General features: G+C 73.6%; 24 protein-coding genes and 9 pseudogenes. 6 read left to right on the top strand and 27 right to left on the bottom strand.

The window, feature by feature from the left end:
* Positions 1–682: 682 nt before the first annotated feature.
* The 7 genes from OV079_RS53310 to OV079_RS53280 all read right to left on the bottom strand — a co-directional run bounded on the left by OV079_RS53310 (position 683) and on the right by OV079_RS53280 (position 6,688).
* Entirely contained in the window at positions 683–3,787 is a 3,105-nt protein-coding gene (locus OV079_RS53310) for an alpha-2-macroglobulin family protein (RefSeq protein WP_267778406.1), read from the bottom strand.
* Positions 3,727–4,449: a hypothetical protein gene (locus tag OV079_RS53305; protein ID WP_267778404.1), complete on the bottom strand. Its 723-nt coding sequence runs from the start codon at positions 4,447–4,449 to the stop codon at positions 3,727–3,729. Before OV079_RS53305 ends, OV079_RS53310 begins: the two co-directional genes overlap by 61 nt.
* Positions 4,410–4,892 carry a hypothetical protein gene (locus OV079_RS53300; protein WP_267778402.1) on the bottom strand — a complete coding sequence of 161 codons (483 nt, stop codon included), beginning with the start codon at positions 4,890–4,892 and terminating at the stop codon, positions 4,410–4,412. Before OV079_RS53300 ends, OV079_RS53305 begins: the two co-directional genes overlap by 40 nt.
* Before the next feature lie 261 nt (positions 4,893–5,153).
* Positions 5,154–5,687, bottom strand: a complete 534-nt coding sequence (locus OV079_RS53295; RefSeq protein WP_267778401.1) for a hypothetical protein — start codon at positions 5,685–5,687, stop codon at positions 5,154–5,156.
* The gene (locus tag OV079_RS53290) at positions 5,687–5,875 is read right to left on the bottom strand and encodes a hypothetical protein (protein ID WP_267778400.1); all 189 of its coding nucleotides are present in this window, start codon (positions 5,873–5,875) and stop codon (positions 5,687–5,689) included. Before OV079_RS53290 ends, OV079_RS53295 begins: the two co-directional genes overlap by 1 nt.
* A gap of 49 nt (positions 5,876–5,924) precedes the next feature.
* Entirely contained in the window at positions 5,925–6,305 is a 381-nt protein-coding gene (locus tag OV079_RS53285) for a response regulator transcription factor (RefSeq protein WP_267778399.1), read from the bottom strand.
* Positions 6,302–6,688, bottom strand: a complete 387-nt coding sequence (locus tag OV079_RS53280; protein WP_267778398.1) for a response regulator — start codon at positions 6,686–6,688, stop codon at positions 6,302–6,304. Before OV079_RS53280 ends, OV079_RS53285 begins: the two co-directional genes overlap by 4 nt.
* Here OV079_RS53280 and OV079_RS53275 point away from each other — a divergent pair.
* Together OV079_RS53275 and OV079_RS53270 are read left to right on the top strand one after the other, a co-directional pair.
* A complete protein-coding gene (locus tag OV079_RS53275; protein WP_267778913.1) occupies positions 6,617–7,369 on the top strand; it encodes a hypothetical protein in 753 nt (250 codons plus the stop codon). The two genes, OV079_RS53280 and OV079_RS53275, sit on opposite strands and share 72 nt — an antisense overlap.
* A gap of 46 nt (positions 7,370–7,415) precedes the next feature.
* A complete protein-coding gene (locus OV079_RS53270; protein WP_267778395.1) occupies positions 7,416–7,613 on the top strand; it encodes a hypothetical protein in 198 nt (65 codons plus the stop codon).
* A gap of 40 nt (positions 7,614–7,653) precedes the next feature.
* Here OV079_RS53270 and OV079_RS60540 read toward each other — a convergent pair.
* Positions 7,654–8,896: pseudogene (locus OV079_RS60540) on the bottom strand (FAD-dependent monooxygenase).
* A 256-nt stretch (positions 8,897–9,152) separates the two neighbouring features.
* On the opposite strand from OV079_RS60540, the gene OV079_RS53245 reads away from it, so the two are divergent.
* Positions 9,153–9,356 carry a hypothetical protein gene (locus OV079_RS53245; RefSeq protein ID WP_267778389.1) on the top strand — a complete coding sequence of 68 codons (204 nt, stop codon included), beginning with the start codon at positions 9,153–9,155 and terminating at the stop codon, positions 9,354–9,356.
* A 358-nt stretch (positions 9,357–9,714) separates the two neighbouring features.
* Here OV079_RS53245 and OV079_RS53240 read toward each other — a convergent pair whose 3' ends face one another.
* From OV079_RS53240 to OV079_RS53205, 9 genes and pseudogenes are all read right to left on the bottom strand, one after another.
* The gene (locus tag OV079_RS53240) at positions 9,715–9,903 is read right to left on the bottom strand and encodes a DUF4388 domain-containing protein (RefSeq protein WP_267778865.1); all 189 of its coding nucleotides are present in this window, start codon (positions 9,901–9,903) and stop codon (positions 9,715–9,717) included.
* 13 nt (positions 9,904–9,916) lie between these two features.
* Positions 9,917–10,054: pseudogene (locus OV079_RS60535) on the bottom strand (DUF4388 domain-containing protein); the annotation flags it as partial.
* 223 nt (positions 10,055–10,277) lie between these two features.
* Positions 10,278–10,445, bottom strand: a pseudogene (locus OV079_RS60530) (response regulator transcription factor); the annotation flags it as partial.
* Positions 10,412–11,395, bottom strand: a pseudogene (locus OV079_RS60525) (response regulator); the annotation flags it as partial. The pseudogenes OV079_RS60530 and OV079_RS60525, both read right to left, overlap by 34 nt.
* A gap of 5 nt (positions 11,396–11,400) precedes the next feature.
* On the bottom strand, positions 11,401–12,126 hold the full coding sequence (locus tag OV079_RS53230) for an ATP-binding protein (RefSeq protein ID WP_267778387.1): 726 nt from the start codon (positions 12,124–12,126) through the stop codon (positions 11,401–11,403).
* A gap of 484 nt (positions 12,127–12,610) precedes the next feature.
* Entirely contained in the window at positions 12,611–14,548 is a 1,938-nt protein-coding gene (locus tag OV079_RS53220; RefSeq protein WP_267778385.1) for a hypothetical protein, read from the bottom strand.
* A gap of 522 nt (positions 14,549–15,070) precedes the next feature.
* On the bottom strand, positions 15,071–15,442 hold the full coding sequence (locus OV079_RS53215; protein ID WP_267778383.1) for a hypothetical protein: 372 nt from the start codon (positions 15,440–15,442) through the stop codon (positions 15,071–15,073).
* Between the two features lie 226 nt (positions 15,443–15,668).
* Positions 15,669–16,040 (bottom strand): annotated as a pseudogene (locus OV079_RS60520) (AAA family ATPase); the annotation flags it as partial.
* A gap of 412 nt (positions 16,041–16,452) precedes the next feature.
* Positions 16,453–16,950, bottom strand: coding sequence for a hypothetical protein (locus tag OV079_RS53205; RefSeq protein ID WP_267778379.1), 498 nt, complete (start codon positions 16,948–16,950; stop codon positions 16,453–16,455).
* Positions 16,951–17,258: 308 nt separating this feature from the next.
* On the opposite strand from OV079_RS53205, the pseudogene OV079_RS53200 reads away from it, so the two are divergent.
* The 3 genes and pseudogenes from OV079_RS53200 to OV079_RS53190 all read left to right on the top strand — a co-directional run bounded on the left by OV079_RS53200 (position 17,259) and on the right by OV079_RS53190 (position 19,082).
* A pseudogene (locus OV079_RS53200) lies at positions 17,259–18,538 on the top strand (DUF4874 domain-containing protein).
* Positions 18,508–18,633 (top strand): annotated as a pseudogene (locus OV079_RS60515) (DUF4832 domain-containing protein); the annotation flags it as partial. The pseudogenes OV079_RS53200 and OV079_RS60515, both read left to right, overlap by 31 nt.
* Complete coding sequence (locus OV079_RS53190) at positions 18,591–19,082, top strand: DUF4832 domain-containing protein (RefSeq protein ID WP_420829620.1); 492 nt, start codon at positions 18,591–18,593, stop codon at positions 19,080–19,082. The pseudogene OV079_RS60515 and the gene OV079_RS53190, both read left to right, overlap by 43 nt.
* Positions 19,083–19,112: 30 nt before the next feature.
* On the opposite strand, the gene OV079_RS53185 is transcribed toward OV079_RS53190, so the two are convergent.
* From OV079_RS53185 to OV079_RS53145, 10 genes and pseudogenes are all read right to left on the bottom strand, one after another.
* Entirely contained in the window at positions 19,113–19,301 is a 189-nt protein-coding gene (locus tag OV079_RS53185; RefSeq protein ID WP_267778375.1) for a hypothetical protein, read from the bottom strand.
* A 289-nt stretch (positions 19,302–19,590) separates the two neighbouring features.
* Entirely contained in the window at positions 19,591–20,010 is a 420-nt protein-coding gene (locus OV079_RS53180) for a hypothetical protein (RefSeq protein ID WP_267778373.1), read from the bottom strand.
* 119 nt (positions 20,011–20,129) lie between these two features.
* A complete protein-coding gene (locus tag OV079_RS60510) occupies positions 20,130–21,041 on the bottom strand; it encodes a protein kinase domain-containing protein (RefSeq protein WP_420829619.1) in 912 nt (303 codons plus the stop codon).
* Between the two features lie 61 nt (positions 21,042–21,102).
* Positions 21,103–21,414, bottom strand: a pseudogene (locus OV079_RS60505) (hypothetical protein); the annotation flags it as partial.
* 732 nt (positions 21,415–22,146) lie between these two features.
* The gene (locus OV079_RS53170; protein ID WP_267778370.1) at positions 22,147–22,548 is read right to left on the bottom strand and encodes a hypothetical protein; all 402 of its coding nucleotides are present in this window, start codon (positions 22,546–22,548) and stop codon (positions 22,147–22,149) included.
* 20 nt (positions 22,549–22,568) lie between these two features.
* Positions 22,569–23,327 carry a gamma-glutamyltransferase gene (locus OV079_RS53165; RefSeq protein ID WP_420829484.1) on the bottom strand — a complete coding sequence of 253 codons (759 nt, stop codon included), beginning with the start codon at positions 23,325–23,327 and terminating at the stop codon, positions 22,569–22,571.
* A 134-nt stretch (positions 23,328–23,461) separates the two neighbouring features.
* On the bottom strand, positions 23,462–23,779 hold the full coding sequence (locus OV079_RS53160) for a gamma-glutamyltransferase (protein WP_267778368.1): 318 nt from the start codon (positions 23,777–23,779) through the stop codon (positions 23,462–23,464).
* Complete coding sequence (locus OV079_RS53155; protein WP_420829483.1) at positions 23,776–24,144, bottom strand: gamma-glutamyltransferase; 369 nt, start codon at positions 24,142–24,144, stop codon at positions 23,776–23,778. The genes OV079_RS53160 and OV079_RS53155 overlap by 4 nt, the downstream gene beginning before the upstream one ends.
* A 133-nt stretch (positions 24,145–24,277) precedes the next feature.
* Positions 24,278–24,634 (bottom strand): annotated as a pseudogene (locus OV079_RS55425) (gamma-glutamyltransferase); the annotation flags it as partial.
* A 419-nt stretch (positions 24,635–25,053) separates the two neighbouring features.
* Complete coding sequence (locus tag OV079_RS53145) at positions 25,054–25,794, bottom strand: DJ-1/PfpI family protein (RefSeq protein ID WP_267778366.1); 741 nt, start codon at positions 25,792–25,794, stop codon at positions 25,054–25,056.
* Positions 25,795–25,815 lie beyond the last annotated feature (21 nt).

The following is a 25,815-nucleotide window of genomic DNA, read 5'->3' as shown; positions in this document are numbered from 1 at the left end:
TCCGAGTGCAGCAGCACGTGCCCGCCGTCGCTGTACGAGGTGACGAAGTGGGCCGCGGCCGCGGTCTCCTCGGCGCGGTTGCGGACGACGCGGCGGATCGCCTCGAGCTCGGCGGTCGAGGCCGCGTCGCCCTGCAGGGCCGAGTACAGCCACGCGACCGCCTCGAGCCCCATCTTCTCGACCCCGCCGGCCTCCTTGATCAGCGCCCGCGCCTCGGCCGGGTCGCCGCGGCCAAGCTGGCGCAGGGTGTAGAGCGCGTAGGCCCGCAGCACCTGCTTCTCGATCGGCCCGTACGACTCGGGGATCCGGTAGCGGATCGACTGCAGATAATTGACTGCCTTTTGGGTCATGTCCTCGGGGACATTGAAGCCCTTGGCCTCGGCGCGGGCCAGCGCGTGGGCCACGTGGATCGACAGGTACGGGTACGAGCGCTCGCCCCAGCGCCAGAAGCCCCAGCCGCCGTCGTAGTTCTGCAGCTTGGCGAGGCGCAGCAGGTCCTGGCGCACGCTCGCCTCGAGCTCCTTGGGCGGCGGCAGGCCCTCGGCGGCGAACGCGGTCAGCACGTCGCGCAGCGACGCGATCGCCATCACCCGCGACGACACCTGCTCGGCGCAGTCGAACAGGTAGCGGACCAGGTACAGCAGCGCGTCCGTCAGGCCGGCCACCGCGGTCGAGGTCGTCGTCACCTCGAGGCCGCCGAACTCGCGCCACACGCCCGCCGGCGCCTTGACCGGCTGGGCCACCGCGCCGCTGTCGAGGGTGCCGTAGGTCGCGAACGCCTCGGTGGTCGCCGGCGTCCACACCGGCAGCGACAGCTCGGCGGCGTCGGAGTGCTTGCCGCTGGCGACCGCGAACTGGAATCGCGCCGTGCCGGCCATCTCGGTGGTGGTCGGGAACCGCACCTCGACCCGGTCGCCGGCCGGCACCTGTACCTGCGACCTGTCCCTTCGAGCAGCTTCGCATTGCCGGCGCGGACCGCCACCTCGACCGTCAGCGCCTTCTTGCCCTGGTTCTGCACCACCACCGGCAGCTCGACCTTGTCGCCGAAGTTGAGGAAGCGCGGCGGCGACGGCCGGACCATCAGCGGCCGGCTCGCGGTCACCGTCGCCTCGCCGCTGCCGAACGCGCCAGCCCCGCCGGCCGCCACCGCCATCACCCGGTAACGGGTCAGGTTGTCGGGCAGCTTGAGCCTTACCTGCGCCTTGCCCTTGCTGTCCGTCGGGACAGCCGCGGCGAACAGCGCCAGCGCGCTGAAGTCGGTCCGCAGCGCGATCGCCGTGTCCTCCTGCGCGCCGCTGTCGTCGTCGCCGTCGCTGGGCTTGGCCTCGGCCTTCTTGTCGCTCTCCCGCGCCTCCTCGATCGGCGCCGGCGCCATCGGCGGCTCCGGCGCGGCCATCCCGGCGCTCGCCTTGCTCTTCCGCTTCGGCGCCGACTCCTCGGCGCGGTCGTAGCCGCCGTCGTCCTTCGAGCCGCCGCCGCTCGGCCCGTTGCCCTGCAGCGCGGCGAGGTCGGGCCGCGCCAGCAAGAGCAGCTCGCGCAGGTGATGCTCGCGCACCCCGCCGTCGCGGTCGACGTAAAATGTCGCCACCGGGTCGGGCCACTTGTAGCCCGTCAACGACAGCACCGCCTCGTCGACCACCGCCAGCGCCACCTCGCCGCCGGCGACCGGCTTGCCCTCGGCGTCCTTCAGCTCGACGTCGACCACGGTCTCCGCGCCCGGCGGGAGCTCCTCGTCGCGCGGCTTGGCCGTCAGCTGCAGGGTGCGCTTGCGCGGCGGGATCCGCAGGTTGACCGCCCCCGCGGCGTAAGCTGGCCGCGGGGCCAGGTTCGGATCGGCCGTCCCGTCGTCGCGGGTCCGCGGGGCCGCACCGACCAGGTCGACGTGCACGTGCAGGTTCGGCACGTGACCCTCCTCGATCGGCACCCGCAGCTTGGCGGCGCCGTCCTCGACCTTGAACCGCTCGCTGCGCAAAAGGCCCGAGCGGCGGATCGTCATCACCCCCTCGGCGCGCGGCCACGGCGACACCACCAGCAATTCGGCGACGTCGCCGGCCCCGTACTCCTTCTTGTCGGTCAGCAGCCCGACCTTCTCCTGCTCGATCGAGCGGCTCGGCGGGGTGTCGCCGCCCGCGACCCACACGTCCGTGCGCGTCACGCTGCTGCGCCCGCGGGCGTCGGCCACCGTCGCCTCGAGGCGCAGGGTGCCGCCGCGGCGCGCCACGAATTCGCAGTGCGACGCGCTCTGCTCGAGCTGACCGGGCAGGTCTGGGTGTCGACGACCTTCTCCTTCCACTGCCCGCGCTCCTGCACCCATTCGAATTGCTGGGCCAGCACCGTCGCCGCGCGGCCCTCGACCAGCTTGCCGTCGAGGTCGGCGACCACCGCGTCGACGCTGAACTTGTCGCCCTTGTTGTAGAACGGCCGCGGCGTCTTGAGGCCGACGTAGAGGTCGGCCGGGTGGACCACCAGACGCGCCCGGCCGGTCCACTTCTGCCGGTTCACGTCCTGCGCCGAGCCCTCGGCCGTGACCGTGTACGCGCGCCGGCCGGCTCCACACGAAGTCGGCGCGGATCCGGTGCTCGCCGGCCGCGTCGGTCTGGCCCTTGAACGTCACCTCGCGCCCCTGCGGCTGCGCCTCGCGGCGCCACCAGTACCAGCTCCGGTGAAGCCGAAGCTGTACTCGTCGAGCCCCGGCGGCGTGAACGTGGCCGGCTCGCTGCGCACCCGCCAGTCGACGTCCGCGCCCGCGAGCCCGCCGCCCGAGAAGTATGGCGCGCAGCGTCAGCTCGGCGCTGGTGCCGACCAGGTGCGGCCCCGGCGAGGCCTCGACCTTCACCTCGTACTCCGGCCGGCGGAACTCCTCGATCTTGAGCGTATGATAGTAGTTGCGCCCGCCCGCGTCGATCCGCAGCTGCGCCGACCCGGTGTTGACGTTGCCCGGCAGCGCCAGAGTCAGCTCGAACCCGCCGGCCGCGCTCACCGGCACCTCGCCCTTCAGGAGCTCGCTGCCGCGCGGGTCGTACAATTGATACGAGGCGGTCTTGACGTTCGCCGGGCCGATGTCGCCGCGCTCGCCCCCGCCGACGCTGCGGATCCACCCCTTCACCTTGGCCGTCTCGCCCGGCTTGTAGAGGCCGCGGTCCTCGGCCACGTAGAAGCGCAGGTCGTCGCCCGGCGAATACGCGCTCCAGCCGGACGAGTCGGGCGAATAGTAGTACATGTTCTCGGGCACGAACGCGACGTCCCCGCCCTTGCGGGCGACGAGCATCTGCCCGCGATCGGCCAGCGGCAGCGTCACCAGGCCGTCGCTCCCGCTGCGGCCGGCGCCCCCGCCCGGCGCGATCTTCACGTCGAGCCCGGCGAGCGGCGCCCCGTCGGCGAGGTTCGTCGCCCACGCCAGCATCTCGCCGTGATCGACGAACGCGGTCAGGCCGATGCGAGTGACCTGCGCCCACGCCATCACGTACTGCCGCTGCCAGCAGTCCCGCGGCTGCCGCGGCGGCTCGACGAACGCGATCACGTTGCCGAGGCCGCCCTTGAGCGCGGGCGACAGATCGATCGCGGACTCCACCAGAGCGTCGGGCCGGTCGTCGACCTTGATCGTCTGGGTCGACACCAGCCGCCCCGGCGGCGCCGGGATCGGCCGGCCGTCGCGGCAGTCCATGTCGCGGCGATAGTCGAGGTAGCGCCCGTAGTCCTCCGGCGTGACCGCGTACAGCCGCACCTTCAGCTTCGGCCGGTTGATCGAGAACACCGACAGCTTCGGCCCGCCGCCCGGATCGACCACCAGGAAGTCGCGGTTGGGGCCCTGCAGCTGCGGCTCGGCGCGCGTGGTCGTGAATTGCGACCCGCCCGCTTCTCGGACGCCTGGCCGAACACGTCGCGCAGGCCGGCGTCGACGGTGACCGAATACATCGTGCGGCCCGCGGTCGCGCCGGTGACCGTGATCGTGTTGCCGCTGGCGCTGATGTTTATGCCCGGGATCGACGGCTCGACGTGGACCGTCCTGGGGTCGAAGCGCTCGAGGTCGATCGGGTTGGTGAACACGACCTGCAACGGCGTGAGCGGCCGGCACTCGCCGCCCCACCCGCACTGGGCGCCGATGTGCTCCATCGGCCCGAACGTGGCGAACTGATACACCTGGCTGTTCTGCGACCGGCGCGGCCCCTCGGCCGAGGGCGTGCCCGGGCCGACGGTCACCTTGACGCCGGTCCCGCGCGGCAGCGGCTCGACGGTGCGGAACGCGACGAAGCGCCCCGGCTCGCTCGCGGCGACCTGCTGCCGCGCGCCCTCGTCGGCCTCGATCTCCGCCGCGGTCGCCAGCCGGATCGCCCGCTTGTCGCCGACTTCGACCGAGATGGTCTCGAGGACCGCCTTCGGATCGATCTTCTGATCGAACTGCACCACCATCACCGGCTGGAGCTCGTGCGGACCGCCCTGCGGCCACATGGACAGCACCGTCGGCGGCGGGGTCGAGAACTTCCATCCTTGGCCTGCGCCAGCGCCCCGCCGACGCTCGACCGGGTCTGCGCCGCCACCCGCACCCGGTATTCGGTCGCCATCGGGAACCGCCCCGCCGGCTCGAACATCACCGTCTTGGCCCCGACCCACCGCCATTCGCCGGGCGGCTGCGGCGACAGCTCGACCGGCACCTTCAGCTTGGCCAGCTCGGCGTGGCTCGTCACCGCCACCATCGGCTGCGAGAACGACACCGACAGGTGCGGCGCCAGCTCGACCTCGCCCTCGGGCATCGCCCGCGTCACCGCCAGCGGGCCCGCCTCGGCCCGCTCCGGCGCCGGCGCCTCGCCCGGCGGCGGGAACGCCTGCGTCACCGTCTTGCCCGGCCGCGGCGCCGGCAGGCTCTGCTCGCGCAGCGAAGGTCTTCCTGTCACCTGTCTCTTGGGTCAGCGCGGGCAGCCGCGCCGGCAGCTTGGCCGCGCGCGCCTCGGGCAGCGGCTCGGCCTTGACCGGCGCCTGCCCGACCCCGCCGATCGGCCGCTGCGCCTCGCTCGCGCGCAGCCGGATCTCCAGGCCGTCGGGCGCGTCCTGCGGGGCGCTGCGCAGATCGATGTCCTGCGTCGCCGACGCCGCCGCCACCGGCTCGCCGCTCACCGGCACCACCACCGCCGAGCCCTTCGTCGCCGGGCAGCTCGTCAGCAGCGCGAGCGAGAGGTTGGAGACGCAGACGATTCGGAGCGGACGGCCGAGGCGCACCGCGGGTTGTATGCGCACGCAGGCGGCCCCGATACGCCCCCCGTCGGGCGATTTCGGGCGAGGCGGTCGCGGCTGTTCTCGCGCCTCGTCGCGCCCGGTGATTGCGGCGACTCTCGCCCGTCAATCGTCGCCGAGGCGAGCGTCGGCGCCGACGGGACCAGCCGGCGCGCGAGCAGCTGCAGCCGCGAGCGCGCCAATCCCATGCTGCTGCTGGCGCGATCGAGCTCGACGAACAGGTAGCAGCCGGTCCGCGGCGTCCGCTGCAGCAGGTGCAGGCGGGGCCTGCGGGTCACCAGGATGTCGTCGACGCAATCGTCGACCTCCTCGCTGTGGACCAGCCGCGTCAGCGCGTGCACCAACCCGTCGTCGAGGGGGTGCCCGCGGCGGGCCAGGAAGTGCCCGCGTTCGCTGTCGAGCAGGGCGGCCGCCTGGGCTCCGTCGAGCGCCATCGCCTCGTCGAGGCAGCTCCGCATCAGCGCGTCGATCTCGAGCGCAGGCGCCTTCGACCGCGTCGGCGCCGGCGGGATCGTCCCCCCGCCGGCGTCGGCAGCAGCTCCGCCAGCGCGAACGTCATGCCGCTGCTGTAGCGCCGCTGCTGCGGCACGAACATCACCACGTCGTGGCGGCGGGCGAACAGCCGCTCCAGCTGGCCGCCAGCCATCGCCGCAGCCGCGCCTCGAGCTCGGGCTCCGTGACGATCTCCCACTCGATCAGCACGTCGGCGAAGTGGCGCCGGCGGTGAAGCACTCCTCGAGCACCGCGTTGACGTCGTCGGCGCGCACGTCGGGCAGGTCGCGCAGGAGGTCGTGCAGCGAGCCTGTCTCGGAGGACAGGTGGACCCACGCGACCCGGCCCGCGTGGAAGAACACCCGCCCGACCTCGCCGCCGCTGCGCAGCAGGTCGCCGCCCGGGCTGGCGTGGGCCTCGGCGAGCGCCGGGAGCCCGGGCGTCGCGCTCGCCAGCGCCAGCGCGCGCTCGGCCGCCTGCACGCGCGCCAGCACCTCGACGCTCGACAGCGGCTTGACGAGGAAGTCGTCGGCCCCGGCCGCGAATCCGTCGAGCATGTCGGCGTGGCGGTTCCTCGCGGTCACCAGCATGACGTGCGCCGGCCCCGCGCCGGCGCGTCACGCAGGCGGCGGCACACCTCGAGGCCGGTCATTCGCGGCATCATCCAATCGAGCAGGACGATCTGCGGCGGCGCCGCGTCGTTGAGCAGCTTCCACGCCGCCGCGCCGTCCTCCGCCTCGCTCACCGCGTAGCCGCGGTCTCGCAGCGGCCCCACGAGCAGCGCCCGCGCGAAGGGTCGTCGTCGGCGACGAGGACACGGGCCATACGAGCGGGCGACGATTCGGAGAGGTTCATGACCGGCAGCTCGCACCGACGATCCTCTGTCCCCACGTGCTTGTCCATCCCTGATTTCGACGACGTCGGCCGCCGAACAATCACGGCTCTGCGGGCCCGCCAAACGGCCCATGTCCTATGTCCTGTCGTCCGCGTACAGCTGTCCGATAACATTCGTGAAGGTATGCTCAGGTATGCACATAGTCGATTTTCGCTTGCGCCCGGCCGGCGCGTGCGAGGCTCGCGGGCAGGTGAATGGCTGGCGATTCGGGCGCACGTACTCGTGATCGGCGACGTGGCGGGCATATCGGGGCTCCCCGCATCGGCGCTCGACGAGGCCTGCGCCGGCACACGGGTGTCGCGGCCGGTCCTGCGCTCCGAGGTGCTGCGAATCATCCGCGACGAGCGCGTCGACGTCATGATCACGACCGGGGGCGCCACCTTCCTCGCCGGCGACGAGTTCCTGGCGGCGTTCGCCGCGCGCGAGGCCCCGATCGCCCTGCTGATGGCCACGCGGCGGCCCGACACGGCGATCTTGGCCCGCCTGCGCGGCGCCGGGGTCCACGTCGAGCGCATCGGCTTCCCCATCGACCCGGCCGATCTGCGCGAGCGCGTCCAGGAGGCATTGCGCGCCGCGCAGCCCCCGCCTATCGAATCGACATTTACGACTGAGGATTTCCCCGAAGAGGAGAGCATGCCCAACATCAGCAAGACACTCGAAGAATCGATGAAGATCGACGGCGCGATCGCGGCGGCCCTGGCCGACTGGGACTCGGGCCTGTGCCTCGGCACGCCGGCGGCGGCCCCCGCCTGAACATCGAGATCGCCGCCGCGGCAACTGTCAGGTCGTCAAGGCCAAGATGGCGACGATGACCGAGCTCGGCATCAAGGGCGCGATTCAGGACATCCTCATCACCCTCGACGACCAGATCCACCTGATCCGCCCGCTCCGCCGCGGGGAGAACCTCTTCCTCTACCTGGCGATCGACAAGGTCAAGGGCAACCTCGGGCTCGCGCGGCATCGCCTGCAGAAGCTGGAGTCCGAGCTCGTGGTGTGACCGCGGTCGCCGGCGTCTTTCGCCGGCGACAGCCGCGAAATCACGCGTGTACCGCCGAGGCCGCAGCGGCCCGACGGCCGACGTCCGCGTAATCCTTCAGCACGAAGGCGTCGTGCATTTGCACCGAGCTGCGGCTGAGCCGGGCCAGCGCCCGCAGCCCGACGTCGGCACGCGGTCGAACAGCCTCGCCGATTGCGCGAACAGCCACAGGCCCAGCGGGCTGCCCGGGATCAGCCGCTTCGCCACGGTCAGCGCGAGGCTGCGGCTGTTCATCACGTACGCGCGCAGCGTCTCCTCGCATCGTGGAAGCCCTTTTCGTGGTCGCCCCCGGCCGCCGCCAGCTCGCCGGCCAGCACGTAGGCGCCGACGATCGCCAGGCTCGTGCTGCCGCCCACGGCCGCCCCCGGCGAATAGCCGGCGTCCCCGGCCAAGGTCACCCGCCCGCGCGTCCACGTGTCCATCCGCAATTGCGTGATCGTGTCGAAGTAGAACACCTGCGCCCGCCGGGCCTCGGCCAGCAGCCGCGGCGCCTCCCAGCCCAGGCCGGCGAACGCTTCCTCCAGCAGTTGCTTCTGCCGCGCGACGTCACGGTGATGGTATTCGAGCTCGCGCGCGCTGCGGAACAGGAACAGCGCGCGGGCGTCGTCCATGTGGCGCGCTGTAGACCCCGGCCATTCGGTCGACCCCGCTGACGAGGATCGTGCGGTCGCTGAGACCGAGGTATTGGGAATCGACGCCACCGCGAGGTAGGCGCCGATCGGGCGCGAGATTGCCGCTCGTCGCCGAACACCAGCCGGCGCACATTCGAATGCAGGCCGTCGGCGCCGACCACCAGGTCGAAGCGCCGCGGCGCGCCGCGCTCGAACGTCACGTCGACGCCCGCCTCGTCCTGGCGCAGCGACGCGATCGAATCGCCGTAGACGTACTCCACCTCGCCGCGGCTGGCGCCGATGAGGACCTCCGCTAGCTCGTCGCGCATGATCTCGCAATGGCGGCGCGACAGCACTTGCATCACCCGCTTGACGTCGAGCTCGACCGGCCGCCTCGCCCCGTCGCGCAGGAGCGTCAGGTGCTCCGTCCCCGTCTCGCGGGCCTGGATCTGCGCCAGCACCCCATCTTCTCGACGATGTCCATCGCCGGGCGGAACAGGTCGACCGCGTGGCCGCCGGTCTTGCGGGGCCCCGGCGCCCGCTCCACCACCGTCGGTTCGAACCCGTGACGTTTGAGCCAATACGCCAACACGGCCCGGCGACGCTCGCGCCGCTGATCAGGATCTTCTGCATCAACGCCTCCTTGCCTACCGATAGGTAAGCACGCGGTCCGGGATTTCAAGGCGACGGCGGCGTCTCCGGCGATATCCTCGTCCGGTGACGCGAGCCGGCCCACCGACACGAAGGCGCGGATCCACGCGGTCGCCCGCGAGCTGTTCATGCAGCAGGGCGTGCAGCAGACCAGCCTGCGCCAGATCGCCGACCGGCTCGGCATCACCAAGCCCGCGCTCTACTACCACTTCGACTACGCGAGGCGCTGGTCGCCAGCATGTTCGCGCCGCTCATCGCCGACATGGAGGCCCACCCCGAGGCGCTCGAGGCGGCCCCGCCGGCCGACCCGCGGGTCCTGCTCGGCGCCCACTTCGACCTGCTGACGCGCCACCGCGACCTCATCGTCGCGATGGTGCGCGACCTCAGCATCCTCGCCGAACTCGACCTCGCCACGCGCATGTTCGGCTGGCGCCACGCCTGACGACCCTGCTCATCGGCCCCGCGCCGCCGCTCGAGGCCCGCGTGCGCGCCGTGGTCGCCATCGGCGGGATGGCCGACACCGCCGTCGAGTTCCCCGACGTGCCGATGGAGCGCGTCGCCGACCGCCGTCGAGGCCGCCTGCGCCGCGCTCGGCCTGCCCCCGGCCCGCCCGGCCGCCGTCGCCAAGGCCAAGGCGGCGAAGAGCCGCCCGCGCCGGGCGACCTGAGGCTCCCGGCGCTGCGAGTCCGCCTGTCTCTCGGGTCATGCGCGAACGCACATGTCCGGGCGGACAGTCTTGGGTATGCCACGACATGCCCCTTCGGACATGCCCTTGAAGACACCTCTGTCCCGTCGCTGCTTTACAGCAGATCGCCCTCGGGCAGCTCGACGCCCTCCTCGCGGCTGCCCTCGTCCATGCGGCGGGCGCCCTCCATCAGCACCGCGGTGGTCGAGGTGCCGATCTGGTCGCGCATCTCGACCGGCAGCGCGCGGAACTCGAATTGGCCGGCGGACCAGCGCAGCGCGTGGTAGACGGCGTCGACGTGCAGCGCTCAGGCCCACGTCCATGACGGCGTCGACGATCCGGCCCTGCGAGAGGAACAGGCGGCAGCGCTCGTCGGGCTCGCGGCGGTGCAACACCAGGAGGCCGGTCTTGCGCTCCATCTCGAGCAGGACCAGCAGCGAGGCGACGCCGATGTCCTCGAGGTTGCCGTTGAAGCCGCGCGCGCTCGCGGGCCGACGTCGCGGATCTGGTCGCGCGTCTCGGCGTGCAGGTGCTGGCGGCGCAGCACGCTGGCGACGCGGGCGGCCAGCTCCTCGGGGCGGAACGGCTTCGGCAGGTAGTCGTCGGCGCCGAGGCGGAAGCCCTGCGCTTGTCCTCGGCCGAGTCGAGCGCGGTGAGGAAGATGAACGGGGTCAGCGCGAGCCGCGGGCTGGCCCGCAGGCGCGCGACGAGCGTCCAGCCGCTCATGCCCGGCATCATGACGTCGGAGATGACGAGGTCCGGCGGGTCGGCCATGGCCTTGGCGAGCGCGACGGTGCCGTCGCTGGCGGTGGTCAGCGTGTACTCCTGGCCGCGCAGCGCCGCCACCACGACGCGTTGAATCCAGGGGTCGTCGTCGACGACCAAGATCTTGGCGGCATGGCGGTGCTCCTGCTGGTTGGTTTGTCACGCATGCGGACCCTGTCGAGCAGCGCGCGCGGAGGGCCGTGATCGCCCGGCGCACTGCAATGTCGAGGAGGTCGATGTGGGCGCGCAGATCGCCGAGGGGGCCGTTGCGCTGGCCACCTCGACGCGCCCGGCCATCTCGGCGATGGCGGCGAAGCCCGCGGCGGCCGTGCCCTTGAGGGTGTGCGCGTAAGCGCAGCTGCGACCGCGAGGCGTCGGCCAGAGCCGCCGCGAGGCCCTCGCTCGAGCGCCGCAGCGACTCCCCCAGCAGGCCCGACAGCTCGCGCAACTCGTCGGCGTCGCTGCCGGCCATGGCGTGGAGCTGGCTCAGGACGCCGGCGAGCTCGTCGGCGTCGACCTCCGGCGCAGCGCCGGCCGCGGAGCGGACGAGTCAGCGAGCTCGGGCGCAGCGCCGGCCGCGTGCTCGCGCGCCGGTGCGATGGAGGAGCCGGCGGCGAGCTCGGCGCCGGCGCGGCAGACCTGTCGACGGCGAGCTCGGGCGCCGGCGCGGCAGATCGGCCGGCGGCGAGCTCGGCGCCGGCGCGACAGACGAGCCCCCGAGCGCTCGCTCGGGCGCGGGGACGGCCGCGCCGGCGGCGGCCTCGGCCCTGATCGGCGGGCGTCGACTCGGGCACGAGCGTCGGAGCGGCGCCGCGGCCCTCGAGGTGACGCGCGAGCGCCTCCTCGAGCACGTGCATCGGCAACGGCTTGGTGAGCACCTCGGCCATGCCGGCGGCGAGGCAGCGGCAGGCGTCGGCCCCGGAGGCGGCGGCGGTCAGGCCGAGGATCGGCGTGCCGGCGTTCAGCGCTGCGCCGTGACGGATCCACCGCGTCGTCTCGATGCCGTCCATCTCGGGCATCTGATAGTCCATGAGGATCAGGTCGTAGGCGGTGCCGGCGGCCTTCTCGAGCGCCTCGGCGCCGCTCCGCGACCTCGTGGCCGTAGCCGAGGTGGTCGAGCAGGTGCGTGGCGACGATCTGATTGAAGGCGTTGTCCTCGACGACGAGGATCGCCGCCGCCGTTCGGCGCGCACGCGCTCGTCGGGGCCGCCCTCGCCGTCGACGCGGGCCGCCGGCGGCTCACCGAGGCGTGCGCGAGCGGCCCGGACCTGGGCCCGGCGCAGCGCGCGGCCAGAGCCCCGTCGGCGTCGTCGCGCAGCCACGGATCGACCGCGACGACCGCGGGCTGCTCCGGGCCGCCGTCGGCGTCGACGAAGCGGACCACGCGGCCTCCGGTGGGTCCTCGCCCTCTTGGACCGCGACGCCGTCGGCCACAGCAGCTCGCGCAGGGCCTCGCGCTGGCCGGCGCTGCGCAGCCGCAGCCAGGCGGTGACGGGCTGCTCGCGCGGCGGGAACGAGGCGGCGGCCGCAGCCCGGGCAGCGGGAGCCGGGCGCAGAACTCGGAGCCGCGGCCGGGCTCGCTGACGACGTCGATGCTGCCGCCCATGGCCTCGCTGAGCCGGCGGCAGATCGCCAGGCCGAGGCCGGTGCCGCCGAACCGCCGCGTGGTCGACGAGTCGACCTGCGAGAAGGCGTGGAACAGGCGGTGCAACCGATCGGCGGGGATGCCGATGCCGGTGTCGCGGACGCGGAAGATCAACATGTCCCCGGGGCCAGATTCGCAGCGGACCACCACCTCGCCGCCGCGCGGGTGAACTTGAGGGCGTTGGTGGCGAGGTTGAGGAGGATCTGGCGCAGGCGCACGGGGTCGCCGAGGACCGCGGCGGGGACGTCGTGGGCGACGATCGCGGCGAGGTCGATCGCCTTCTCGCGGGCCATGCCGGCGACGATGTCGGCGACCTCGACGCACTCGCGCGGCGAGAAGGCGGCCTGCTCGAGCTCGAGCTTGCCGGCCTCGATCTTGGAGAAGTCGAGGATGTCGTTGACGAGCGAGAGCAGGATGTCGCCGGACTTCTTGATCGTCTGGGCGTAGGTGTGCGCCTGCGCCGGCAGACCCGCGTAGCGACGAGCAGCCCGGCCATGCCGAGGATGCCGTTGAGCGGGGTGCGGATCTCGTGGCTCATGGTGGTCAGGAGCTCGACTTGGCCTCGGTGGCCGCCTCGGCGACCTCCTTGGCGAGCAGGAGCTCACGGGTGCGCTCGGCGACGCGGGCCTCGAGTGCGCGAGTACTCGAGCTCGCGCCGCTGCCGCTGGGCCTCGCCGACCAGGCGGGCGTTCTGCACCGAGATCGCGGCCTGGGCGGCGAGGACCTCGAGCACGCGCACGCTCTCGGCCGTGAAGGCGCCGGGCAAGGAGTTGTGCTCGACGTGCAGGGCGCCGGCCAGCTCGCCGTGGAAGAGGACGGCACGCAGGCGGCCGCCCGGGTCCCGCGCAGGCGCACGACCGGGTCGTCGCCGAACCGCGGATCGAGGGCGGCGTCGGCGACGATCACCGGGGCCCGGGTGCGCGCGGTGTAGTGAATGATCGCCGCCGGTGGATCGCCAGGGTCGCCGCCGAGCGGGCTCGGCTCGCACATGAAGTGCTCGGAGTCGGCGCCGCCGCGGGCCCACACGCGCCAGCCCTCGGCCTCGCGCCGCAGCAGCCACCGTGCTCTGCGCCGGCGATCCGCAAGGCGGTCGCCATGGTGACGTCGACGATCCGCGCCTCGTCGAGCTCGCGGCTGATCGCCTGGCTGGCGCGGATGACCGCCAGCAGATCGATCGAGTCGGTAACCACCGGCGCGGGCGCCCGGCGCAGCTCCGGCCAGGCGCCGGCGAGCTCGCCGACCAACGCGGTGGCGCCCCAGGCTGCGTAGCGGTCGCTGGCCTCGCGCGCGTAGGCGGCGGCGACCCGCGGACGGCCGGCGGCCCGGTGATGCGCGGCAGCCAGGCGACAGGGCGAGGCCGGCCTCGTGGACGAAGCCGTGGGCGCTGGCGAGGTCGATCGCGCGGTCGTAGCCGCGGCTGGCCTCGTCCTCGGCGCCGCTCACCCGCGCCGCCTCGGCGCGCACCAGGGCGAGCTTGTGGGCGAAGGTCTCGGGCGCAGACTCGGCCCAGAGCACCAGCGGGCGTCGTCGGCCAGCTCGAGCACGATGTCGCCGACGCCCTCGCCGGCCCCGCGCGCGCCGAGGCGGGCCAGCGCGCCGTGGAAGCGATGCTGCGCCGGATAGAGGATGCCGACGACGCCGTCGAGGTACTCGTCGGCGGCGCGCTGCTGGCCTCGGCGGTCATCGGGTCGCCGAAGTAGAGCGCCAGCATGGCCTCGAACATGTGCAGGCAGAACAGCAACATGCGGTAGTTGCCGGCGCGGAAGACGGCGAGGTCGCGCTCGCGGTCGATGGCGGCGCCGTCGAGGCGGAGCGGATCCGAGGCCTCGCCGCGCAGGTTGGCCGCGGTCTGCAGGGCGAGCGCGAGGTAGAAGTTGGCGACGTCCTGCCGGATCTTCCGGATCTCGGCGGCGACGGGCACCGCGGTGGCGAGCAGCTCGGGCAGCGGGGTGCCGCGCAGGAGGGTGTAGATGCACAGCTCGGCGCCGCCGTAGCCGACGTACTCGTGCGCGCCGGTCTCGCGGCCGAGCTCGTAGGCGCGGCGCAGCGACTCGATCGAACGCGGCAGCGGCTCCTTCCACACCTGGATGTGCGAGCCGAACACCTTGATGACGCGGCAGCGGATCTGCAGGTCGTCGAAGCGGGCGGCGAGGCGCTGGGCCAGGCGGCCGAAGGCGTGGCCGGCCTCGAGCTCGAGGGCGCTGCACAGCAGCAGGCCGTTGAGGCAGCAGCCGTAGGCGATCGGCGCCGACACGCCGTGGCTGCGGGCGACCGCGATCATGGTCAGGACGACCGGTCGCAGCAGCTCGGGGCGGGTCCAGTAGGTCGGGCCGATGATGTCGCCCAACACTTCGACGACGGCCGACAGCCGCGGGTCGACGAGGTCGGGCTGCTCGGCGAGCGCCTCGATCTCGGCGGGGCCGAAGCGGAGCTCCCGCTGCAGGCGCGCGGTCTCCTCGGCGATCTCGTCGGCGGTGCGCGGCAGCGGGACGCCGAGGCGCTCGAGGATCGCCAGCGCCGTGTCGAGCGCTCGCGGCATCTGATCGCTCTGGATCGCGTAGAGCGCGATCTGCTGGCGCGCGACGCGGACGCGGCCGAGCAGGTCGGGCGCGCGCGCAGGGCGACCGCGGCGAGCGACTCGCGCGCGTAGTCGCCGGTGGCGTAGCCGGCCTCGATCGCCGCGAGGTGAGCCGAGAGGGCCAGCGGCGGGTCGTCCTCCCAGGCCGACTCGCCCGCGGCCGCGACCGCGGCCTCGGCGTAGACGCGGGCCGAGTCCTGCGCGGCAGCAGCGGCGGCTCGCAGCGCGGCGCGCAGCTCGAGGTGGGCGATGCTCCGCCGCTGGGCCGGATCGGGCAGCGCGGGCAAGCCGAGGCCGAGCTGGGCGGCGACCTCGAACAGGCGGTCGTCGAGCGCGGCCGGCCCGAGGCCGCGGCGCAGCGCGCGATCCGCAGGTGCAGGGCCGGGCGCGCGTCGACGGGGATGCTGGCGAGCGCGGCCTGCTGGACGCGGTCGTGGATGAAGCGGACGCCGTCGTCGACCGCGACGAGCAGGCCGGCGTCGATCAGCGAGCGAGCCTGGCCCGCAACGCGGCAGGCGTGAGGCCCATGGCCCAGGCGAGGGCGTCGCCGCGGACGCGGTTGCCGAGGCAGGCCGCCACCTGCAGCAGCTCGCGCTCGCCGGCGCCGAGGTCGTCGAGGCGACCGTCGAGGAAGGCGACCACGTCGTCGCGGATGTCGACCGGCTGGACCGCGTCGGCGTGCCAGGACCAGCGCTCGACCTCGTCGTCCCAGCGCAGGGCGCCGCGCTGGGCGAACGAGCGCAGCAGCTGCCCGGCGAAGAAGGGGTTGCCGCGGGTCTTCTCCCACAGCAGCGCGGCCAGCGGGGCGACGCGCTCGGGCTTGTCGACGAGCGCGTCGGCGACCATGCGGGTCATCTGCGAGGGATCGAGCGGCCGCACGAGCAGCGCCGTGACGCGCGCCGGCGGCCTCGATCTGCGACCAGGTGGTGCGCAGCGGATGATCGGCCTCGACGTCGCCGCCGCGATACGCACCGAGCAACAACATGATGCGTGGCCGGATCGGTGGCCAGCGCGCGCAGATGCGGAGCGAGCCGGGGTCGGCCCACTGCAGGTCGTCGAGGAACAGCGCGAGCGGCTTGCCGTCGTGCGTGAGCGCCTGCAACAGGCGGATGAAGACCGCCTCGAAGCGCGCCTGACCCTCGGCCGGCGGCAGCGGCGAGACCGGCGGCTGCGGGCCGAGCACCAGCTCGAGCTCGGGCAGGACGTCGACCACGAGCTGTCCGAGCGGACCGAGCGCGGTCGTCAGCGCGGCCCGCCAGCGCCCGACGTGGCCGTCGCTCTGGGCCAGCAGCCGCAGCACCGCCGGCCGCAGCGCCTGGATGTACGCGTCGTACGGCCTGGCCTGGCGCAGCTGATCGAACTTGCCGGCGTAGAAGCGGCCGCCCAGCGCTCGCATGCTGGCCTGCAGGGCGTGGACGAGGGCGGTCTTGCCGACGCCGGCGGCGCCGCGCACCAGCACGACCTCGGCCCCGCCCTGCGCACGCGCTCGGCGGCCTGTCGCAGCGCCGCGACCTCGTCGTCGCGGCCGTAGAGGCGATCGGGAGGCTGAAGCGCCCGCCGCGATCGCGCCGGCCGGCGACGAAGTCGACGAGCGGGTCGTCGCCGTCGAGGGCGACGAGGATCCGCCGGAGGTCGTGCGCGACGCTGGCGGCGGACGGTAGCGGGCGTCGGGCGACTTGGCCAGCAGCTTGAGCACGACCTGCGACAGCGCCGGCGGGATGGCGTCGACGAGCCGATCGGCGCGACCGGGACGCGGGCCATGTGGCCGTGCACGCGCTCGAGCGGGTCGGCGCTGGCGAACGGCGCGGCGCCGGTGAGCAGCTGGTAGAGGCAGGCGCCGAGGGCGTAGAGATCGGTGTGCGGACCTATCGCCAGCTCGGCGCGACCGAGCTGCTCGGGCGCGGCGTGATCGACCGCGACCGGCAATCCGACCGGAGGCGCATCGACCTCGCGCAGCGCCGGGCCGCCGAGCAGGCGCACGTCGGCGTGCCGCACGTCGGCGAAGATGTGCGCGGGCTGCAGCTCGAGGTGCAGAGGTCGCGCGCGTGCAGCTCGCCGAGGATCTCGGCGACGCGCAGACCGACGCGCAGGACGGTGTGCGCCGGCAGCGGCGCCGCGAGCAGCGGATCGAGGCCGACGTCCTCGTATTCGACGCCGGGCTGGGGTTCGCGGACCATCCGCCGCGGGCTCAGGAACCCGGCCGGCAAGCGCGGCCCAGCTCGACCTCGCGGGCCAGCGCGACGAACAGCGCCGGCTCGGCCGGGACTCGCCACTCGCCGCAGGACCTGGCGCTCGGCCTGCACGCGCACGAGCCTCGAGGTCTCGCCCTCGAAGAGCGTGGCCGCTTCGCCGCCGCGGGACATGCCCTGAGGATAATCTGGAGACCGCCGCGGTCGCGGCATTCGTGCCTCGTCCTGCGCAGACGATCGCGGCGCGGAGTCGAGCGCGACAATCGTCATTCGAGCAGGCTCAGCCGGTCGGCGACGGCCGCGCGGGTGCGACTGCGGACACATCCTCGCACTGCCCGGACGCGCATCCGGCTCTCGCGGGCGCCGGCCGTGGTGTCGCCATTGCGGCCGCGTAACAGGTGTCCGCCGATTGAGCGGACGATCGTTCGCCGCCCCTCGCCGCGGACCGACGGCGAGGCGTCGAACGACCTGAATCGAAGAACATGTCCCGAAAGACATGCTCCGACGCGCCGGTCCCGTCGGTCACGCCGCGCCTCGCTCGCCCGCGCTCCCGACCTGTCTCTTCGGACATACGGCGTCGCCGAGCGAGACCCACGCCGACCCCGGCGTCTCGGGCTGGTGGGCCGGCGAGCTCGACCGCGGGCCGGCGTCCCACTGCCGCGGGGCGTCGGCTATCGTGCCCGACATGTCGACGTCCCCGACCGCTCTCGCTGCTCTTGCTCGGCGCCCTGACCTCGTCCGCCTGCCAGGGCGGCGACGGCTCGACCGACGGAGCGACGGGAGCCGCCACGGACGCCACCACGGCCACGGCAGGGCCAGCCACGGACGCGACGACCGCGGCGAGCACCGATCCGACCGACGGCCCGGCGGATCCCACCCCGACGAGCTCGACGAGCACGACCTCCGGCTCGACCTCGGTCGGCACCACCGACGCGTCGACGACCACGAGCGACGATCCCTCCGCGACCGACACCGACACCGGCAGCCCCGGCCTCGCCTGCCCGCTCGGCGAGGGCTCCGGCGTGCAGCAGTTCGCGCTCGCCCCGGCGCTGTTCAGCGCCGGCGACGACCCGTCGGACTCGCCGGCCTGCGCGATCGTCAACCCCGAGCGCGGCTTCCACGGCTTCACCAACCTGCGCACCCTCGACGGCGGCATCCTCGACAACCACGCCGCCAGCGGCTTCTCGGTCGTCTACGGCCAGGTGCTGCTGCCCGAGTACCGCGACGCCCCGCTCGACGCCGACGTGCTCGCCGAGATCGCCGCCAGCTTCGACCTCGTGCGAGAGCACGGCATGAAGGTCGTCCGCGCTTTCACTATTCCAACGCGGAGAACGAGCCCGACGCCGAGCTCGAGCGGATCCTCGAACACATCGAGCAGCTTGCGCCGCTGCTGCAGGAGCACGCCGACGTGATCCTCACCCTGCAGGCCGGCTTCGTCGGCCTGTGGGGCGAGTGGCACGGCTCGATGCACGGCCTCGACGCGCCCGGTCCGCGCAAACAGATCCTCGACGCCCTGCTGGCCGCCTTGCCGCCCGAGCGGACCGTCTCGGTGCGCCGGCCCTCGTTCAAGCAGCAGGCCTACGGCGGCCCGCTGACCGCGGACACGGCCCACGACGGCAGCGCCATGGCCCGCGTCGGTCACGTCAACGACTGCTTCCTCGCCTCCGACGACGACTTCGGCACCTACCAGGAGCCCGGCGAAAAGACTACGCGGTCGCCGACTCGGCGTTCGTGCCGGTCGGCGGCGAGACCTGCGCCGTGAATCCGCCGCGCTCGGAGTGCCCCTCGGCGCTGGCCGAGTTGGCGCTCCACCACTGGACGCACCTCAATCTGGCGTACACGGAGGAGGTCCTCGAGGGCTGGCAGCAGGACGGCTGCTTCGCCGAGATCGCCTGCCGCCTCGGCTACCGCCTCCGCCAGCCCGCGTTGCGCTGGGGCAGCGGCAGCCTGGCGGCGCGCCGCCGGTCGCGCTCGAGCTCGTCAACGACGGCTTCGCCGCGCCCGTCAACCCGCGCCCGCTGGTGCTCGTGTTCGACGGCCCGACGCGCGTCGACGTCCCCGCCGTCGACTTCGACCTGCGCACCCTGCAGCCCGGCGAGACGCAGACCGTGTGCGTCGACGCCGTCCTGCCCGCCGACCTTCCGGCCGGGATGTACCGGATCGGCCTGCGCCTCGCCGATCCGCCCGAGCCTCGCCGGCGACCCGCGCCAGGCGATCCGCCTCGCCAACGACACCGGCGTCGCGTGGGACGGCGGCGTCAACTGGTTCGAGGCGAGCTTCACCGTCGATTGATCACACCTGTCTGAAGCGCCCTGTCCCCGCGGACAGGGCTCGAATCACGACGGCAGCGCGCCGGACGTCAGGTCGAAGGTGTACGGCATCGGCGAGTCGGCGCCGTTCAGGGTGATGTTGAACTTCCAGGCGCCGATCTTCTCCTGCATGCAGGCGAACAATGCGTCGTGCTTGAGCGTGCTGCGCTGCGGGTCGAAGGTGGTCTTCTTGACCTTGCCGTCGCCGTCGACCACGATCGTCGCCTTGACCCGCCCGGTCGGCGCGTCGGGGCCTTGCCCGCCGTGTCCTTGTAGCAGGCGACGATCTCGCCGGCGTGCGCCTCGACGTTGCGGTTGAAGTTGGCGACGTCGAGTACGGCGACTCCTCCTCCTCGGCGGCCGCGGGCGCCTCGGCCTCGGCGGGCGCGGCCTTTCACCGGCGTCGGCGCTCGCCGGCGGCTCGACTCCGCCTCCTCTTGCACGATGTGCAGGAGCAGGACCGAGGCGAGCGCGAGCCGGAGCGAGGGGAAATCGCGGCGTGATCTTACCCTTCTCGCAGGCGACGGAAGCACCGACCCTGTCGGACCGCGCGCGGATTTTCCGCGCGGCGAGCCGGTGGTCTCGCGGACCGTCGCGTGTCGACAGCCCGCGGGCCGCGAGCGTCGACGACAAATTTTCGGACATGTCCCGAGGGACATGCCCGTTCGGTCCTCGCGCTGCGGCGCCGGCCGCGGGGCGGGCAGGCTGCCGAACACCGCCTGCGCAGGTTGGCGTCGACGTCGGCGAGCAGCGCCTCGAGCTGCTCCTGCGCCTGCCGCAAGTAGTAGGCGTAGGTGACGTGGGTGAGCTTGTGGAGGCCGGCGTACATCGTGGCGACGGCGCCGAGGGTCGCCAGCACGGCGAGGATCGGGATCATCACGAAGAACATCCCCACGCCGACCCCGGCGCCGGCGGCCGCGGTCATGCCTCCCATCAGCGGATAGTAGAGCTTGCGTCCGGACGCGATCGACTCGCAGCTCGGCCGTCACCGTGCATTCGATGGCGACCCGCGGCGCTGCATCGTCAGGCGGACCTGGCGGATCGTCAGCACGTACATGTAATAGGCACATCCGCCGTAGCCGCTGCCGTCGGCGGTGTGGATGAACTTCGGCACGCGGAACGTCGTGACGCCGCCGTCGAGCGGGTGCGGGCGAACGGCGTCCTGCAGCGCAGGCTGTACGGGCTCGTCTGCCGCCTGTCCGACGGCGTCGGTACGGCCTTCGCCGGCGCGCGGATCACCCGCGAGGCGGTGATCCTGGCGGACGTCCTTGCCGAACAGGCGCACCGCCCAGCGGCCCTCCGCGGCCGCCGGGACCGCCGGGACCGCGAGCGCGCCGCCGGTGGGCAGCTCGGCGGCGGCCATCGCCACGAACTCGGGGCGATGCCCGCCTCGGCCGCGGCGGCCTGGACCTCCGACACCCGCAGCGCGCTCGCGGTCGTCGGCGCCGGCGCGGCCGCGGTCCGCGAGCGCTCCTCGACGCGGCGAGCGGCGTCCGCCTGCAACTGGGCGGCGCGCTGGAGCACCGCGGAGACGTCGCGTTCGCCGAGCAGCGGTCGCCGCCGGTGGGCGCGGGCGGTCAAGCGAGCTCGCCCTCGACGCCGACCAGCGCCTCGGCGAGCGCCTCGGCGGAGGCCCAGCGCGCGTCGGGCCTTGGCGAGGCAGCGATCGATCACCGCGGCGAGGTCCGCAGGGACCTCGAGGGCGAGCGTACAGCGGCGTGGCTGTCGGTCGCGTGCTTGACGAGCACCGTCGGCGTCGCCGCGCCCTCGAAGGTGCTGGCCCGCGAGCAGCCAGAAGCCGACGACGCCGAGCGAGTAGAGGTCGCTGCGCCCGTCGAGCTCGCGCCCGAGGATCTGCTCGGGGCTCATGTACGTGGCGGTGCCGACCATCTGATCGTCGCCGGTCAGCCGCGACGCCTGGGCCTCGAACGCGATGCCGAAGTCGGTGACGAGCACGCGCGCTCGCGCGCTCGACGAGGATGTTCTCCGGCTTGATGTCGCGGTGCACGACGCCGCGCGCGTGCGCGTAGGCCAGCGCCCACGCGACCTCGCGGAGCAGCCGCACCACCTCGCGCGCAGGCCGGGCCGCGACTCTGCACGCGCTCGGCGAGCGTCTCGCCGTCGACGTACGGCATCGTGAAGTAGGCGGCGCGCGGCCTCGTCGGCGTGGAGGATCGGCACGATGTTCGGGTGCGACAGCTTCGCCGCGGTCTTCGCCTCGCGGAGGAACCGCTGGCGGTGCGCGGCGTCGGCGGCCCGCTCGCGGCAGCACCTTGATCGCGACCGGCCGCTCGAGCCGGAGGTCGCGCGCGAGCAGCACGACGCCCATCCCGCCGCGCCCGAGCTCGCGCTCGATCGCGTACTCGCGCCCGAGCGCCGTCGCCAGCTCGGCGAGCTCCGCGTCGTCGAAGCGCGCGCCGGGATGGTCGGGGCAGTGGCGAGGCTCATCGCCCCGGATGCTATCAGACCGGCGCGGCCGGCTCGCGCTCGCGGTTCGATTCCGCGAGCCGGGCGGCAGCTCGCCGGACCACAGCGACCCCGCGCTCGCGCAGCGCCGCGGTCAACGCCGCGGCCTGCTCGCGTGCCACGCCTCGACCCCGCGGCGGCCCAGCGCGGGTCGGCGAACTCCTGCGTCGCCCCCTCGACCCCGTGCAGCACGTCGATGCGCACCGATCCCGCGCGCTCGGCCAGCGCGTCGGCCAGCGCGTCCACAGGTCCCGGCAGCAGCGGCTGCACGATCGCAAACGTGCGCAGCCCGGCCGCCTTGCACGCCGCGAGCGCCGCCAGCCGGGCCGGGATGCTGGCCGCGCGCGGCTCGAAGTGGCGACGGGCGGCGTCGTCGAGCGTGGGGATCGAGATCCCCGCCCACGCATTGGCGATCGCCGGCAAGACGTCGAGGTCGCGCTCGATCGCGCCGCGCGGGTCGGGCAGCACCCCCGTCTGCCACCGCGCGTCGCGCAGCGCCAGCAGCATCCGCCGCGTCAACTCGTGCCGGCGCTCGATCGCGTGGTACGGGTCGCTGACCACCGCGCGAACTCGATCGGCGCCGGTGTCACCGTCTTCAGCTCGGCCGCCAGCACCTGGCGCGTTGACCGCACGTCGACGTACGAGCCCACGGCGCCGGCGGAAGGCCCAGGAGCGCCCGCGTCTCGGCCACGTGCGACTGCGCGTAGCAGAACCTGCAGCCGATCAGGCAGCCCACGTACGGCGTCACGGTGTAGTAGCGGCCGCCCTCGGCGCGCTCGAGCAGGCGCTCGACGGTCACCGCGCGCACCCGCGCGCCCGGCTCGTCACCTGTCTCTTCGGCCATCTCGGCGTCGCGGGCCAGCGCCGCCAGCACCGCCTCCTCGCGGGCCGCCGCGGCCGTGGCCACCGCGCGGCAGACCGCGACCCCGAGCGCGCGCCCGTCCGCCGCGACCGCCGCGTCGAAGCGATACGACGGCCCGAGCCGCCGCGTCTGCACCGCGCTGCGGCGGCCGGGAATCAGGCGCGCGACCTCGACGTGGACGCGCGTCGCCTGTCTCGAAGGTCAGGCGCGGACCGCACTCGGTGGTGACCTCGGCGAGGCGCAGCCCCGGCGCCAGCTCGTCGCCGGGGCCAAGGCCGCCGACGAGCGCGCAGGTGGACCTCGAGGTCGCGGGCGCCGGGCATCGCGGGATCGCCTATACCACGACGCCGCGCGCTCACGGCAGGCCGACGACCCCGCCGATCCGCCGCGGGTCGGCGGCGCCATCTGATTCCGCTCAGCGGGTAGGTCACCACCGCCTGGACCGCGCCGATGTCCCGCACGTCGACGAACGCGTAGCCGAGGCGCTCCAGCGCCGCGCGCACCGAGCCGCCGAAGCCGGCCTCGATCTCGGTGTCCGCCAAGCTGCTCGCGCTGCTCAGCGCGATCCGCGGCGCCGCGATCGACGACTGCAGCGAGCGCCGGTGATCGATCAAGTTGAGCGTCACCTGCGGGAGCGCGCCGATGATGCCGGTCCTGCCCGGCGAGCCGTAGGCGGCCACCAGCTCGCCGTCGAGGAACAGCATCATCGGCGAGATGCTGGCGCGCGGGCGCTTGCCCGGCGCGACGTCGTTGGCCCCCGGGTCGTAGGGCGCGCTGCTGGCCCGCGGCGCGTCGTTGAAGCTCGTCGGCTGATTGTTGAGCATGAAGCCGAAGCCCGGGACCATCAGGCCGGTGCTCCACAATCGCTCGATCGTGCTCGACACGCTGACCGCGTTGCCGTCGTCGTCGATCACCGTGAAGTGCGTGGTGTCGGCGCCCTCGCGCTCGCTCGTCAGCGTCGTCAGCGCCTGGCCGAGGCCCGGCGGCTCCGGCTGGAACGGCCGCGGATCGCCGGCCGAGACGCGCTTGCGTCGTCTGCCCGCGGCGATCAGCGCCGAGCGCGATCGAGGTAGTCCGGATCAACAGCCCCGCGGCGGGCACGTACGCGTGGTCGGGATCGCCGAGCCACAGCGCGGTCGGCGAACGCCAGGCGCATCGCCTCCATCATCACGTTCAGGGTCGCGGCGGCGCCGAACTCGAAGCCGTCGCCGCCGAGGTCGAAGCGCTCCAGCATCCCCAGCATCTGCAGCACCGCCACCCCGCCCGAAGACGGCGGCGGCGTCGTCACCACCTCGTAGCCGTGATAGCTGCGGACGAGCGGCCTGCGCGTGCGCACCTCGTAGGCCTCGAGGTCCGCGCAGGTCATGCGACCTTGCCGCCGGCGTTGTCCGAGCGGGTGGCCAGCTGGGTCGCCACGATCGCCCGGGCGATCCCCGCCGCGTGATCGCGGTCGTAGAACGCGGCGAGGCCGTGCTGCTGGATCAGCGCGAAGGTCCGCGCCAGGTCCGCCTGGACCAGCAGGTCGCCCTCCGCGAGGGCCCCGCCGCCCGGGCGGAACACCTTGCGCGCCTCGTCGTAGGCCGCGTCGCCGAGCTCGGGCTCGAGCCGCGACGAACCTGTCTCTTCGGCCAGTCGCTTGCTGACCGCGAAGCCCTGGCCGGCGGCCGCGATCGCCGGCTCCAGCAGCTCGCCGAGGCTGCGCGTGCCGTAGCGCTGCAGCGCGTACGCCATGCCCTTGAGCGCCCCGGCACCCCGACCGCGTAGCCGCTCGACGACTCGACGTCGGCCGAGTGCTCGCCGGCGAACATCCCGGGGTCGCCCCGGCCGGCGCGGTCTCGCGGAAGTCGACGACCACCGTCTCCTCGGGCGCCCAGCCGGCCAGGTGGATCATCGCGAACCCGCCGCCGCCGAGGCCCGACGACTGCGGCTCGACGACGTTGAGCACGAAGTGCACCGCCACCGCCGCGTCGATCGCGTTGCCGCCGGCGGCGAGGATCGACGCGCCGGCCTCGGCCGCCAGCCGCTCGGTCGTGGTCACCACGCCGCCGTGGAACGCCGGGCTCGGACCTGCGATCGGCGCGCTCGCGTCGTCGGGCAGGATGGCGTCCGGCAGCGCCTCGGCGGCGTCGTCCGCCCCGACGCACCCGCCCAGCGCCGCCAGCCCGAGCACGAGCGCGGCGCGGCGACTATGCACATAGTGGCCGAGAGCACGTATCGACATAACCGCCCCTCCCGCGACCGCGCGCCAGGTCGCGCGCCGCGGGCCCGCCCAACTTTGACACGCGTCGTCGCCGTCGCCGCGCGGACCGTGCGCCAGTTGGCACGTACCAGCGCCAGGGCGCGCCCTGCCGCGGTCGTGTGGTGGACGCCACGCCCGATCGGCCGCTGCCCACATTCGCGGCCGCGCCTCCTCCGCGACGCGTGAGCCTCGCGACGCCGGCGCAAGTCCGCGGAGGTCCCACGTCGGGCCACGTCTGCCCTCATTTCCCGGCGGCGGCGTCGCCACGGCGATCCTGCCACCGCGCCCACCGCCGCCCTACCCGCCTCGCTCCACCGCCGCGGAGCATTCCGCGACGCCATCGAACAGGCCGATCTGCGAGGCGAGCTCGCGAATCGAACCGACCGACTTGTGCCCGCGCATCAAGCCTGAGCCTGCGCCGCGTCCGCCGGCGCCGCAGCGCTCATCAAGGCCAGCGCGCGCTCGGTCAGCGCCGGTCCGGCCTGCTCCGGCGTGCCGGCGGCGAACGGCGGGGCCGGGTCGTACTCCATCATCAGTTGCACGAGCCGCGCCGTCTCCTCGCCGCGCAACTGGGCCAGCAGCGTCAGGCCGAAGTCGATCCCGGCCGTGACGCCGCCGCCGGAGATCCGGTTGCGATCGACGACGACGCGCTGCTGACCGGGATGGTCCCGAACGTCGGCAACGCGTCGTGCAGCGCCCAGTGGGTGGTCGAGCGATAGCCCTGCAGCAGCCCGGCGGCGCCGGGGATCAGCGCGCGCCGAGCACACCGACGTCACGCTCCCGGCCCGCGCGCCGCGGTCGGCCAGGAACGCCAGCACCTCGGGGTCCTTCATCGCCGCGAAGGTCCCGAAGCCGCCGGGCACGAACAGCACGTCGAGGTCGCGCGGGCAGTCTTCCAGGGTGCAGGTCGGCAGCAGCTGCGCGCCCGAGTCGCTCTCGACCGGCGCCATCGTCTTGGCGACCAGATGGGTGGTGCCCGCCCAGGCGAGCACCGACTGCGGCCCGATCAGATCGAGCATCGTGAAGCCGGGGTACAGCAGCATGGCGATGCACAGAGGATCGATCCCGGGGATGGTCAACGTGATGTTCATGCCGCCACGGTCCCACTCGCGGCGCTGCGCGACGAGTGGCGCGAACGCCAAACACCGCTCGCTTCTCGCCAC

Source organism: Nannocystis pusilla, assembly GCF_026626665.1.
Classification (GTDB): Bacteria; Myxococcota_A; Polyangia; order Nannocystales; family Nannocystaceae; genus Nannocystis; species Nannocystis pusilla.
This window is presented reverse-complemented; position numbering and strand designations above follow the sequence as displayed.

What these genes read in the sequence shown, in the direction of transcription:
- OV079_RS53305 (WP_267778404.1), bottom strand. Translation starts at nt 4,449, where the DNA reads ATGTGGCCGCAGGGCGGTCCGCACGAGCTCCAGCCGGTGATGGTGGTG.
- OV079_RS53295 (WP_267778401.1), bottom strand. Translation starts at nt 5,687, where the DNA reads ATGCGGAGCTGCCTCGACGAGGCGATGGCGCTCGACGGAGCCCAGGCG.
- OV079_RS53290 (WP_267778400.1), bottom strand. Translation starts at nt 5,875, where the DNA reads ATGGCTGGCGGCCAGCTGGAGCGGCTGTTCGCCCGCCGCCACGACGTG.
- OV079_RS53280 (WP_267778398.1), bottom strand. Translation starts at nt 6,688, where the DNA reads ATGGGCCGTTTGGCGGGCCCGCAGAGCCGTGATTGTTCGGCGGCCGAC.
- OV079_RS53270 (WP_267778395.1), top strand. Translation starts at nt 7,416, where the DNA reads ATGGCGACGATGACCGAGCTCGGCATCAAGGGCGCGATTCAGGACATC.
- OV079_RS53245 (WP_267778389.1), top strand. Translation starts at nt 9,153, where the DNA reads ATGTTCGCGCCGCTCATCGCCGACATGGAGGCCCACCCCGAGGCGCTC.
- OV079_RS53230 (WP_267778387.1), bottom strand. Translation starts at nt 12,126, where the DNA reads ATGTTGATCTTCCGCGTCCGCGACACCGGCATCGGCATCCCCGCCGAT.
- OV079_RS53220 (WP_267778385.1), bottom strand. Translation starts at nt 14,548, where the DNA reads ATGCCGCGAGCGCTCGACACGGCGCTGGCGATCCTCGAGCGCCTCGGC.
- OV079_RS53215 (WP_267778383.1), bottom strand. Translation starts at nt 15,442, where the DNA reads ATGACCCGCATGGTCGCCGACGCGCTCGTCGACAAGCCCGAGCGCGTC.
- OV079_RS53205 (WP_267778379.1), bottom strand. Translation starts at nt 16,950, where the DNA reads ATGTCCCGCGGCGGCGAAGCGGCCACGCTCTTCGAGGGCGAGACCTCG.
- OV079_RS53180 (WP_267778373.1), bottom strand. Translation starts at nt 20,010, where the DNA reads ATGACCGCGGCCGCCGGCGCCGGGGTCGGCGTGGGGATGTTCTTCGTG.
- OV079_RS53160 (WP_267778368.1), bottom strand. Translation starts at nt 23,779, where the DNA reads ATGACCTGCGCGGACCTCGAGGCCTACGAGGTGCGCACGCGCAGGCCG.
- OV079_RS53155 (WP_420829483.1), bottom strand. Translation starts at nt 24,144, where the DNA reads ATGGCGTACGCGCTGCAGCGCTACGGCACGCGCAGCCTCGGCGAGCTG.